This is a genomic window from Aeromonas sp. 30P (genome assembly GCF_051919805.1).
Taxonomy (GTDB): domain Bacteria; phylum Pseudomonadota; class Gammaproteobacteria; order Enterobacterales; family Aeromonadaceae; genus Aeromonas; species Aeromonas veronii.
In genome coordinates this window covers 3119280-3131518 of sequence record NZ_JBQBEA010000001.1, presented here as the reverse complement: position 1 = coordinate 3131518, position 12239 = coordinate 3119280, and the positions used below count along the sequence as shown (strand labels likewise).

Annotated in this window: 11 protein-coding genes; 8 read left to right on the top strand and 3 right to left on the bottom strand. The window is 57.3% G+C overall.

Annotated elements, in window-relative coordinates; translation table 11 throughout:
* The first annotated feature begins 2 nt into the window (after positions 1-2).
* From ACTG2B_RS14435 to ACTG2B_RS14420, 4 genes are all read left to right on the top strand, one after another.
* Positions 3-590: a histidine phosphatase family protein gene (locus ACTG2B_RS14435; protein ID WP_204381666.1), complete on the top strand. Its 588-nt coding sequence runs from the start codon at positions 3-5 to the stop codon at positions 588-590.
* Positions 591-913: 323 nt separating this feature from the next.
* Positions 914-2539 (top strand): methyl-accepting chemotaxis protein, encoded by a 1626-nt coding sequence (locus ACTG2B_RS14430; protein WP_021229324.1) that lies wholly within the window; start codon positions 914-916, stop codon positions 2537-2539.
* Positions 2540-2826: 287 nt separating this feature from the next.
* Positions 2827-4020, top strand: a complete 1194-nt coding sequence (gene fabV / locus ACTG2B_RS14425) for an enoyl-ACP reductase FabV (RefSeq protein ID WP_139460349.1) — start codon at positions 2827-2829, stop codon at positions 4018-4020.
* A gap of 162 nt (positions 4021-4182) precedes the next feature.
* A complete protein-coding gene (locus ACTG2B_RS14420; protein WP_058055838.1) occupies positions 4183-5658 on the top strand; it encodes a YfcC family protein in 1476 nt (491 codons plus the stop codon).
* A gap of 63 nt (positions 5659-5721) precedes the next feature.
* Here the strand turns inward: ACTG2B_RS14420 and ACTG2B_RS14415 are convergent, their stop codons facing one another.
* Positions 5722-6936 carry a pyridoxal phosphate-dependent aminotransferase gene (locus tag ACTG2B_RS14415; protein WP_005334367.1) on the bottom strand — a complete coding sequence of 405 codons (1215 nt, stop codon included), beginning with the start codon at positions 6934-6936 and terminating at the stop codon, positions 5722-5724.
* A 381-nt stretch (positions 6937-7317) separates the two neighbouring features.
* On the opposite strand from ACTG2B_RS14415, the gene ACTG2B_RS14410 reads away from it, so the two are divergent.
* Both ACTG2B_RS14410 and aqpZ read left to right on the top strand, forming a co-directional pair.
* Entirely contained in the window at positions 7318-7530 is a 213-nt protein-coding gene (locus tag ACTG2B_RS14410) for a DUF1653 domain-containing protein (protein ID WP_005334366.1), read from the top strand.
* Between the two features lie 270 nt (positions 7531-7800).
* Positions 7801-8490: an aquaporin Z gene (aqpZ, locus tag ACTG2B_RS14405; RefSeq protein ID WP_005334357.1), complete on the top strand. Its 690-nt coding sequence runs from the start codon at positions 7801-7803 to the stop codon at positions 8488-8490.
* Positions 8491-8582: 92 nt separating this feature from the next.
* Here the strand turns inward: aqpZ and ACTG2B_RS14400 are convergent, their stop codons facing one another.
* Positions 8583-9332: a lytic transglycosylase domain-containing protein gene (locus ACTG2B_RS14400; RefSeq protein WP_408069017.1), complete on the bottom strand. Its 750-nt coding sequence runs from the start codon at positions 9330-9332 to the stop codon at positions 8583-8585.
* 328 nt (positions 9333-9660) lie between these two features.
* Between ACTG2B_RS14400 and ACTG2B_RS14395 the strand changes: the two genes are divergently transcribed.
* Positions 9661-10101 carry a GNAT family N-acetyltransferase gene (locus ACTG2B_RS14395; protein ID WP_041980377.1) on the top strand — a complete coding sequence of 147 codons (441 nt, stop codon included), beginning with the start codon at positions 9661-9663 and terminating at the stop codon, positions 10099-10101.
* 5 nt (positions 10102-10106) lie between these two features.
* Here the strand turns inward: ACTG2B_RS14395 and ACTG2B_RS14390 are convergent, their stop codons facing one another.
* Positions 10107-10649, bottom strand: coding sequence for a DUF1439 domain-containing protein (locus ACTG2B_RS14390; RefSeq protein ID WP_005353308.1), 543 nt, complete (start codon positions 10647-10649; stop codon positions 10107-10109).
* 97 nt (positions 10650-10746) lie between these two features.
* Between ACTG2B_RS14390 and cls the strand changes: the two genes are divergently transcribed.
* Positions 10747-12228, top strand: coding sequence for a cardiolipin synthase (gene cls, locus ACTG2B_RS14385; RefSeq protein ID WP_005334350.1), 1482 nt, complete (start codon positions 10747-10749; stop codon positions 12226-12228).
* Positions 12229-12239 lie beyond the last annotated feature (11 nt).

Here is a 12239-nt window from a genome sequence, read left to right as displayed (position 1 = left end):
TCATGTCTCGACTCATCTATCTGCTGCGCCATGGCCAGACCCGCTTTAATGCCGAGCAGCGTCTGCAGGGGCGTTGCAACTCCGATCTGACCGACAAGGGTGAGGCGCAAGCCATCGCCATGGGGCGGCGCCTTGCCGTCGAACTGGCGGATCCCGCCCGCTGGACCGTCTATGCTAGCCCGCTCGGTCGCGCCCGTCAGACTGCATTGCTGGTGTGTGAGCAGTTGGGGCTGTCAACTGATCGCATAATCTGGGACGATCGATTGATGGAGTTAGGGATGGGGGAGTGGGAGAGCTGCCAGATCCCGGTGCTGCGTCTTGCCCACCCCGAACTCGATACCGGCAAGGGGGACTGGTATCTGCAGGCACCGGGGGCCGAGAGCTTCGAGAGCATTCAGCGCCGGGCACACCAGTGGTTGCAGGATCCTGCCATCGCCGAGCGGGCCATCGTTATCTCCCACGGTCTGCTCGGTGCCATGTTGCGTGGCGTCTATGCCGATCTCGACTATGAGGCGATCTGGTCACAGGAGTTGCCCCAAGATGCCTTCTATAAGCTGCAGGATGGCCACATCACTCGCATTGCTTGCTAGTTTCGTGGACGTTGCCGCCATCAGTGCATGGACGATGCAGGCTGCAACGCGCTACGGATTTTGCTTTGCGAAGATTAGACATCAACGAAATGATGAATAGACTCAAAAAGCGCATTATCAATAAGGGCATTAGCCCTTCTTCTGCGGTGATGTGTTTAAGGTCTGGTTTTGCGAACAGGTTGCAACTTGCATTGCACTATGGTGCACAGACCGCGCTTTTTAATGAGGTAAGCGGGTGATTGTATTGAAATGAGTGGTCGCGTGATGCTTGGTGTATCAATTGCATATTAAACGACCAGTGGCCTGAGTATGAGGACGACACCATGAAAGGGATCTCGGTTCGTAGCAAATTATTGATGCTGGTTGTGGTACCGCTGTTTTGTATGATTTTGCTGTGCACTCTCTCCCTTTGGGGGATGCGCCTGATGAATCAGGCTGCCCATCAGGTGAATGAAGAGGAGGTGCAGCAGTTATCCGAACTGAAGCTGATTTCAGACTTGTATGCGGTCAGTGTCGTTGATGCGATCAATAAAGCGCATGTTGGATTAATCACCCGTGAAGAGGCAAAACGTTCCGTTACTGAAGCGCAGTTAAAAGCAGCAACGGAATGGAAGCGTTACATGGCCCAGAAGATGTCTGCGGAAGAGCGGGCGATTGCGGAGTCTGCCCAGGTATTGATGAACAAAGCCGACATTACACTGGATGGTATTAAGAGTGATCTTTCATTAAAAGCTCCTCTTGATAAGGCAATTCATCAGTTATACAGCACGGTTGATCCTTTTAATGAGGAGCTGGGCAAGCTGGTTGAACTCCAGCTGAGATTTGCAGATGAGCATGTTGGTACCCTGGAAAGTCTGGCCGTTGATTTCTCATTTGCCTTCCTCTCCATCACCGGGATTGCCCTGTTCGCTTTATCCGTGCTGGGGATCTGGATTTTTCGCGGGATCAGTCAACCGCTCACCGCTTTGCGCAGAGCGCTTTACAAATTGCAGCATGAGCAGGATTTGACCGTCACCGTCCCCGTCATTCGGGAAGATGAATTGGGGCAAGTCGCACGGGCGCTGAATGATATGGTTAGCCATTTCCGCAGATTGATTGGCGAAATGGATGACGTGGCCGAACAGTTATCGACAGGCGCCGATGCACTGAACGAGCTGGGGCTAACCAGTGCAGAGCAAATGGCCCAGCAGCGTCTGGAGACAGATCAGAGCGCTGCGGCGATGAATGAGATGAGCGCAACGGTTAACGAAATCGCCCAGAATACAAATAGTGCTGCAATTGCCGCCCGTCAGGCTGAAAACAAGGCGGAAGAGGGGCAAGCGGTTGTCAAGGAGACCATTGGGAATATGGCTCTGCTCTCTGGTCAATTGCAAAATACATCCACTGTGCTGCAAAACCTGGCCATCGAAAGCAATAACATTACCCAGGTGATGGGGGTTATTCGCTCGATTGCCGAACAAACCAATTTACTGGCACTGAATGCGGCAATTGAAGCCGCCAGAGCTGGTGAGCAGGGGCGTGGCTTCGCTGTTGTGGCTGATGAAGTCCGGGTACTTGCTCAGCGCACCCAAAACTCTACCGGAGAAATCCAGAATACCGTCAATCGCCTGCAACAGAATGCAACTATGGCTGTTGATAGTATGAATATCGGATTATCTGAAGTGGAGAAGACGAATACCCTGATGCTGACCTGCGGCGTCTCTTTGGAAGAAATTGTGAGTGCCGTGGATGATCTGAATAATCTCAATGTGCAGGTCGCCGCTGCAGCCGAAGAGCAAAGCAAAGTCACCGAAGAGATGACGCGCAGCATGGTCAATATTGCCGATATCGCAGTACATACCTCGGACTCGGCAGCCCATGTATCGGCCAAGTGTCAGCGTCTTGATGAGATGGCCAAGTCAATGAGAACACAGATTAATCATTTTAAATGGCGCTCACATGCCGCTTGATATAATTCGATGACATTACCCCCAGGCCCCGAGAGTTCGGGGCCTTTTTGTATCATGTTGGTCGTACTGCACCTGCGTTGAAACATGTCATCGGTTTCCATAGATATGGGGAGATTCATTACCGGACTGATGAAGTGACGCTTTCCGAAAAATTGTGCATTTTTGACGGCAGCCGTCACCCTGAATGGCCATTTTTGCCGCAGTTCAACACATCAGAGCACCTTATCGCGGCAAGATGAGGTATCTTATGCCCCGATTTCATCCATTAAACGGATCCGAGACCCCATATGATCATCAAACCAAAGGTTCGCGGCTTTATCTGCACCACCACTCATCCGGTCGGTTGTGAAGCCAATGTTCGTCGCCAGATCGCTTATACCAAGGCCAAGGGCACCATCGAGAATGGTCCCAAAAAGGTGCTGGTGATCGGCGCTTCCACCGGTTATGGCCTGGCCTCCCGGATTGCGGCTGCCTTCGGTAGCGGCGCCGCCACCCTCGGCGTCTTCTTTGAAAAAGCGGGCACCGAGTCCAAGACCGGTACCGCTGGCTGGTACAACTCTGCCGCCTTCGACAAGGCCGCCAAAGAGGCGGGTCTCTACGCCAAGAGCGTCAACGGCGATGCCTTCTCCAACGAGTGCCGCGCCAAGGTGATCGAGCTTATCAAGCAGGATCTGGGTCAGATTGATCTGGTTGTCTACTCCCTGGCCTCTCCGGTGCGCAAGATGCCGGAAACCGGCGAAGTTGTGCGCTCTGCCCTCAAACCCATCGGCGAGGTCTACACCACCACCGCCATCGATACCAACAAGGACCAGATCATCACCGCCACCGTCGAGCCGGCGAACGAGGAAGAGATCCAGAACACCATCACAGTGATGGGCGGTCAGGATTGGGAGCTGTGGATGGCTGCCCTGCGTGATGCCGGCGTGCTGGCTGACGGCGCCAAGTCCGTGGCCTACTCCTACATCGGTACCGATCTGACCTGGCCAATCTATTGGCATGGCACTCTGGGCCGCGCCAAGGAAGATCTGGACCGCGCCGCCACCGCCATCCGTGGCGATCTGGCTGCCAAAGGCGGCACCGCTCACGTGGCCGTGCTCAAATCCGTGGTGACCCAGGCCTCTTCCGCCATTCCGGTGATGCCGCTCTATATCTCCATGGCCTTCAAGATCATGAAGGAGAAGGGCATTCACGAGGGCTGCATGGAGCAGGTGGATCGCATGATGCGCACCCGTCTCTACGCGTCCGACATGGCGCTGGACGAGCAGGCTCGCATCCGCATGGATGACTGGGAACTGCGTGAAGATGTGCAGCAGACCTGCCGCGACCTGTGGCCATCTATCACCAGCGAAAACCTCTCCGAGCTGACTGACTACACCGGCTACAAGCAGGAGTTCCTGCGCCTGTTCGGTTTCGGTCTGGATGAGGTCGATTACGATGCGGATGTAAATCCGGATGTGAAATTCGACGTGGTCGAGCTCTGAGTCTGACTCAAGTGAAAACAGGGCCCCGCGGGGCCCTGTTTTTTTGGCAAACATTCCGCTAATTTGCGGAATTTTATTATCAGCGATCACCTTTTTCCCATATCAAACCCGCTAGTCTTGCGCTGATCGGATCACAGACGGCATTGCCGAGGTACGGAAGCTATGACCACTCCAAACGAGGCGCCCAAGAAGCGCCAACTCCCCACTGTTTATACCCTGCTTTTCATCATCATCGCCCTGATGGCCGCCCTGACCTGGGTGCTGCCAGCGGGCAAATATGACTATGTCACCGCCAAGACCCAGCAGCCGGTGGCGGCAGCGGCCGTGGCCGATTACAGCGGCGACGAGCGGCTGTTGCCGGTGCCCGGCAGCTACACCGAGTTACCCGCCCACCCGCAAGGGGTATTCGAGGTGCTCAAGGCGCCCATCCAGGGTTTTCACAAGGCGGCCGATGTGGCGCTGTTCGTGCTCATCATCGGTGGTTTTCTCGCTGTGACCATGCAAAGCGGTGCGCTTGATGCCGGGGTAGGGGCCATTGTGCGTGGCTTTGCCGGGCGTGAGCGGCTGCTAATTCCTGTGTTGATCGCCCTGTTTGCCCTCGGCGGCTCCACCTTCGGCATGGCGGAGGAGACGGTAGCCTTCTGGGCGCTGATCGTGCCGGTCATGATGGCGGCTGGCTTCGATCGCATGGTGGCTGCGGGCATTATCCTGCTCGGCTCCGGGGTCGGGGTGCTCGCCTCCACCGTCAACCCGTTTGCCACCGGTATCGCCTCCGGTTTTGCCGGCATTCCCATCGGTGAGGGGATCGGTTTGCGGGTCATCCAGTGGCTGCTGCTGGTGATCTTTGCCTCCTGGTTCGTGATGCGCTACGCCAAGCAGGTGCAGCAGGACAAGTCCCGCTCCGTGCTGGCCGACATCACCTATGACGACGAGTTCTCCCAGATGAAGAGCGGCAACCTCGCCTTCACCGGCAAGCAGAAGCTCACCATGCTGGTCTTCTTCGGCACCTTCCTGCTGATGATCTATGCGGTGGTGCCCTGGTCGGACTTGGGGATCGATGTGCTGCCCACCTTTGGCTGGTGGTTTGACGAGCTATCCACCCTGTTCTTCAGTGCCTCCATCCTGATCGCGCTGATCAACCGGATGCCGGAGTCCAACTATGTGGCGACTTTCCTGAGCGGCGCTCGGGATCTTATCGGGGTGGCGCTGGTGGTGGCGGTGGCGCGCGGCATCTATGTGGTGATGGAGCAGGGCGTCATCATCGACACCATTTTACACTGGGCCGAAGGGCTGGTGACCGGACTCTCCTCGTCGGTCTTCATCCTGATGGCCTATCTGGTGCACATCATCCTGAGCTTCTTCATCCCCTCCACCTCGGGGCTGGCGACCGTCTCCATGCCGCTGATGGGGCCGCTGGCGGACTTCTCCGGCATCTCCCGGGATCTGGTGATCACCGCCTATCAGTCCGCCTCCGGCTGGATCAACCTGTTCGCCCCTACCGCCGCCCATCTGGTGGCCGGTCTGGCGCTCGCCAAGATCCCCTACGATCGCTTTGTGCGCTGGGTGCTGCCCTTTATCATCGGCGTAGCCCTCATCACCATGGCGGTGCTGGTAGCCGGTGCCCTGCTGCACGGCTGATGGCACGGATAAAACCACAGATAACAAAAAGGCTCCCGCGGGAGCCTTTTTCATGAGCCTTGCTTACTGCTTGTAGCCCTTGAGGAAGCGGGCGAGGCGGCCGATGGCATCTTCCAGCTCCTCTTCGCGGGGCAGGAACACCAGCCGGAAGTGATCCGGCGCCGGCCAGTTGAAACCGGTGCCCTGTACCAGCAGCAGCTTCTCCTGCTGCAGCAGGTCGAACACCATCTTCTGATCGTCGCGTATGTCATACACCTTGGGGTCGAGGCGCGGGAACATGTAGAGCGCCCCCTTGGGTTTGACGCAGGAGACCCCGGGGATCTCGTTCAAGAGCTCCCACGCCTTGTCCCGCTGCTTGCGCAGGCGACCGCCCGGCAGGATCAGCTCGTTGATGCTCTGATAGCCACCAAGGGCTGTCTGGATAGCGTGCTGCATCGGCACATTGGCACACAGCCGCATGGAGGCCAGCATCTCCAGCCCTTCAATGTAACCGCGAGCACGGCCTTTGGGGCCGGTGATGACCATCCAACCCTGACGGAAGCCGCAGGCGCGGTAGGCCTTGGAGAGGCCGTTGAAGGTCACCACCATCACATCGTCGCACAGGGTGCAGACGCTGGTGTGGGAGATATCGTCGTAGAGGATCTTGTCGTAGATCTCGTCGGCGAAGATGATGAGATTGTGCTGGCGGGCAATCTCGATCACTTCCAGCAGGAACTCGCTGCCGTAGACGGCACCGGTCGGGTTGTTGGGGTTGATCAGTACCAGGCCGCGGGTGCGCGGGGTGATGCGGGCGCGGATGTCGTCGAGATCCGGGTACCAGTCAGCCCCTTCGTCGCAGCGATAGTGCACCGCATGGCCACCGGAGAGAGTGACGGCAGCGGTCCAGAGCGGGTAGTCGGGGGAGGGCACCAGCATCTCGTCGCCATTGTTGAGCAGCGCCTGCATCGCCATCACGATCAGCTCGCTGGCGCCATTGCCAATGTAGATGTCGTCGATATCGACCTTGCGCATCCCTTTTTGCTGGTAGTACTGCATCACCGCTTTACGGGCAGAGAAGAGCCCCTTGGAGTCGCAGTAGCCCTGGCTCAGCGGCATGTTGAGGATCACATCCTTGATGATCTCTTCCGGCGCATCAAAGCCGAACGGGGCCGGGTTGCCGATGTTGAGCTTGAGAATGCGGTGGCCTTCGTCTTCGAGACGGCGAGCCTCTTTATGCACCGGGCCGCGGATGTCATAGCAGACATCGTCGAGCTTGTGCGACTTGTCGATTGTGAACATGGTGACAGTGATTCCTTCCCCACAGGGACGCGTTGGCGAAAAAGGCGATTTTTAGTATCAAATTTCTTTTCCCCTATTCTTCACAGAATTGAATGCTAGAACAATCCTCTTTTTAGAAGAATTCCCTGATTTTTAGCCCTAAAACAGGGTTGCTAGAACGTTAAATTCAGCACGATCTTTGGTGCTAACCAAGGTTAACTAGTGAAACATGGGGAACGAATTAACAAAGCTGCCTGACTGTGTTGCAATATCCGGATCCTGTGGCACGATTGGCTTGTGTAAAAAATCGTCTTCGTCCCCCTTTTCGATGAGTTGACTGGCACTCATGGTGTCATCTTTATGTGGTTCGCTCATCGGTGTTCACTTCTGCGAGGTTTTCCCATGCAAGCACCCGTTCCAGGCCGCTATCGCCACTTCAAGGGGGGTTACTATCAAGTGCTTGCCCTGGCTTTGCATACCGAAACCCAGGAGCAGCTGGTCATTTATCAATCCGAGCAGGATGGTCAGGTCTATGCCCGTCCCGTCGCCATGTTTATGGAGTGGATTGAGCATCAGGGGCAGGTTGTCAGCCGTTTTGCCCCTGCAGGAGACTGACCACGCCTCCGTTTTTATCGTTCAAGGGATGAGCACTCGAGCTAAACGGTGTCACAAGTTGTCGCATGACGCCCTTGGGTATGAGATGTGCAGCCGGCTGTCTTAATGATAAATCCCTTATCTAATCAACTAATTGTGACGAACATCACATTCAATGAGCTCTGCCTGCCGGGTTCGCAATCTGGACTCACACTCCCATAATGCTGCGCTTGTTCAAGCATGGGCCCTTCTCGGGTCTTGTTCGGTGTTATCTCAAATGGGAGAAATAATGTGAAACCTGTTGCTGCTGAGTTTATGGGCACTTTCTGGCTGGTATTGGGCGGTTGCGGCAGTGCCGTGCTGGCTGCTGCCTTCCCTCACGTCGGGATTGGTCTGCTGGGGGTCTCGCTGGCTTTCGGTCTGACCGTGCTGACCATGGCGTTTGCCATCGGCCATATCTCCGGTTGCCACCTCAATCCGGCCGTGACCGTCGGTCTGTGGGCGGGTGGTCGTTTTCCGGCATCCGGTGTACTGCCGTATATCGTGGCGCAAGTGTTGGGTGGCATTGCCGCCGCTGCCGTGCTTTACGTGATTGCCAGCGGTCAGGCAGGGTTTGATCTCTCTGCCGGTTTTGCTTCCAACGGCTATGGTGAGCACTCTCCGGGTGGTTACAGTCTGACTGCCGCACTGGTATGCGAAATGGTGATGACCGGTTTCTTCCTGTTTGTCATCATGGGGGCCACTGATAGCCGTGCGCCTGCCGGTTTCGCGCCGATCGCTATCGGTCTGTGCCTGACCCTGATCCACCTCGTCAGCATTCCGGTGACCAATACCTCGGTCAACCCGGCCCGCAGTACCGGTGTTGCGCTGTTTGTCGGTGACTGGGCTATCAGCCAGCTGTGGCTGTTCTGGGTTGCCCCGATTGTCGGTGCCATTCTGGGTGCGCTGGCTTATCGCCTGGTGGCGACTGAGCAGAAGTAATCATTTGCGAAACAAAGTGTGGTATCGACACGCCTGCGGGCGTGTTTTTTGTTTCTGGAGGGGCGAGAAAAGAGCATTAACCGAGGCTAACCTCAGAGCCCTTTGGCCTGTAGCATCTCTTTGTAGCGCAGGTGGAGGAGCTGGACGCGCTCTACATAGGCACGGGTTTCCGCATAGGGCGGGATACCGCCATGTTTTTGTACGGCGCCCGCGCCGGCGTTGTAGGCCGCGGTCGCCAGCGCCACGTTGCCGTCATACTGCTTGAGCAGTCCCGCCAGGTATTTCACCCCGCCGAAGATATTCTGCTCCGCCAGCAAGGCATTGCCGACCCCCAACTCCCGCGCTGTGGCGGGCATCAGCTGGGTCAGACCCATCGCCCCCTTGCGGGAGACCGCCAGCGGATTGAAAGCGGATTCCGCATGGATCAGCGCCCGGATCAGCGCAGGCTCAACCTGATAGGTTTTGGCAGCCGCCTTGATGGTGCTGGCATAGTCATAGAGAAACAGCCCTGTAGTTTGCCAGTTGACGCTGGATTTGGGATCGCAGGCGAAGCAGTCGTTGAACAGCAGCAGCTCGTAATGGCCCTGTTCGGGTGCCATATCGGAGTAGCGAACCACCCCGTTTTGTTGCACCGATTTATAGACCTGGATCTGCTTCTTGCCGTTGGTGGCGACTGCCGCTGTTTGAGCGGTGTCGGGTTGTGGGACGGGTGTGGCATCTTTGCTCGGACGCAAGGGGGAGGGAGCAGCGGTCAGGAAGATCACCTCCGCGGGAGGGGGAGTCTGGCTCCATCCGCTCAGGGGAATCAACAACATATGGCCTGCCAGCATCCATGCTTTCAACCCTGATACTCCTTCTTGTGATGACCATGTTGAGTAAAGCATCATGACGAGGGCAGAACAAGCGGCCAACAGGGGGCAAATGATCCGATTCGGTGACCGGGATCAAAGTATCCGCCGCAATACAGGATTGTCATCATAAAGCACGGTTTTGGCCGTCAGGCGGTGGGTAATGGCCTCTTCCACCGGGTAAGCAAGCTGCCCACGACGTCCGCTTTTTTGTTGACGAAAGGCATGCTATCGTGCTGGCGTCATGTGGTCGGATTAGCGCACCGTATCTGGCACTAATAACTGATTATCAAAGGATTTGTCTGTGACAAGCAAGCTGGCGATGGAACTCACTTTCGAAGAGTACTGCGACGCCGACCTCTCCCTTATCAGGGACTATTACGAGACGACGTTTTCCCACTATGTGCCGGATCTGGCCGAGCGGATCTTTGTCGTGCGTGATGCTCACTGGCTGGTGGGGGCGGTACGGTTGCGGGACGAGGAGGAGTTTTACCATCTGTGCGGCTTTCGCCTGTTGCCCCACTACCAGTCGCTGGGATTGGGATCTCGGCTGTTGCAGCACGCCTGTCACGGTCTGTTGGACAAACCTGTGGTCTGTCAGGCGCTGCCCTTCGAGAAGCCTTTCTATCTCAAGGCCGGGTTTGCCGATATGCCCCTCAACCAATTGAGCGGGTCGCTTTTCTCCCTCTACGAGCGGCAGCAGCAGCAGGGTTATCAGGTGGAGCTGCTGGTACGGGATACCACCCAGCCCCTCCTGAATTGAGCGGTTTAGCGCGGTTTGGTCAGCAGGTGGATCTTGCCCGGTGACAGCTCCAGCCCCAGCAGATTCTCCTTCAGCCAAGCCTGATCCGGATCCTTGTCATTGAGTTTGTAGACCGGTTTGGTCTCGAGCCGCTTCTCCATGCTCTGCAGCAGCATGTTGAGCATCAGCCCGAACTTCTTCTCGGCCGCCTCCGGCTCCAGCTTGTACTCCACCAGCTTCATGTTATCGAGAAACAGCGCGCTCTGGCTCTTGTCATAGCGGGGCCTCGCCTCATAGGTCATCTGCAGGCGGGCGTCATATTCGGTATTGTCTGGCAGGGCGATTTTGAGCTTGCCCTTGCCATAGACCCGGGCGGTATCGGGGCGTTGGCGACCGATTTGGACGTCGCTCTGCTCAAGCGTCACATGGGCCTTGATGATGCCCGGCAGCTCCAGCTGTTTGTCGACTTGCACCTGAGATTGCAGGTACTGGTTTATCTGTTGCTCATTGATGTCATATGAGCCTTGGCCTAGCATGGCCAGGCTGAGCAGCATAGATTGCAGGATCATGCGTGCGACCTGATAGAATGGATTTGCCTTACAGCATACCATCCCGGCCGGTTGGGGTCTGCCCACCGCGCTGTTTGTCGATTAGAAGGAGTCCCCGTTGTTTAACGGTCTGGAACACGATCTTCAACTGCTGTTTTCCCGTTTTCTGGGTTGGCTGCTACTGCTTTTTCATACCGTGATTGTCACCGGGGTGTCGTTTCGGGTGGTGATGAAACGCCGTCCCATCGGGGTGTCGCTGGCCTGGCTGGCGCTGATCTATGCCATTCCGTTTGCCGGGGTGGGTTTCTATGTGCTGTTTGGTGAAATAAAGCTGGGGCGCCGCCGTGCCGAGCGCGCCCAGGCCATGTATCGCCCTTATGCCATCTGGATCCGTCAACTGGCCCGTCTGTTCCCGCAGCACTGCTGCGAAGTGGGCGCCAAGGCACAGCCGCTGCACGATCTGATCCAGGGACGGCTCGCCATGCCGATGCTCTCTGGCAACCGCATGACCTTGCTCAACAGGCCAGACTGGATCTTGCGCGAGATTGCCCAGGATATCCGTCGCTCGACGCTCTCCTGCTATCTGGAGTTCTACATCTGGCATCCAGGCGGCGATGCCGACGAGGTGTGCGAGGCGCTGATTGAAGTGGCGCAACGCGGCGTGGATTGTCGCTTGCTGCTCGATTCGGTGGGCAGCAAGCAGTTCTTCCGCTCCCACTGGCCCAAAAAGCTGCGCAAGGCGGGGGTCAAGCTGGTGGAGGTGCTGCCGGTCGGCGCCTGGCGCATTCTGTTCCAGCGTCAGGATCTGCGGATGCACCGCAAGTTGGTGGTGATCGATGACAGGGTGGGTTACACCGGCTCCATGAACATGGTGGATCCCCGTTTCTTCAAGCAGGATGCAGGGGTCGGCCAGTGGGTCGACATCATGATCCGGGTGCAGGGGCCCATGGTGCCGCTGATGTGGTCGATCTTTGTCTGGGACTGGGAGATGGAGACCGGCGAGCGGCTGCTCGACAGTCTGCAGCATGAGCCGGAGGCCTGGCCCCAGACCAACTACCGCGCCCAGCTGATCCCGTCCGGCCCCTTCGTCGGCGGCGACTGCATCCAGCAGAGCCTGCTGCTGGCCATCTATCAGGCACGCAGCCATCTAGTGCTGACGACCCCTTACTTTGTACCCGACGATCCGCTGGCGGCTGCACTCAGCTCGGCAGCGGCGCGCGGGGTGCAGGTGCAGCTGGTGTTGCCGGCACGCAACGACTCCATCATGGCCAATTACGCCTGCAACGCCTTTATGGAGGAGCTGCTGGCGGCCGGGGTGGAGATCTACCGCTACGATGCCGGTCTGCTCCATACCAAGAGCGTGCTGGTGGATGATGACTTCGCGCTGGTGGGGACGGTCAATCTGGATCGGCGCAGCCTCTGGCTCAACTTCGAGGTGACCCTGCTGGTGGACAACCCCTCGTTCGTGGCCCAGATGACCCGGCTGGTACAGGGCTATATGGCGGAAGCCACCCCGATGACCCTGGCCCAATGGCAGGCCCGCCCCTGGTACAAGAAGGCGATGGAGAACATCTTCTATCTCTTCAGCCCCTTGCTGTGATGTTGTGGCGA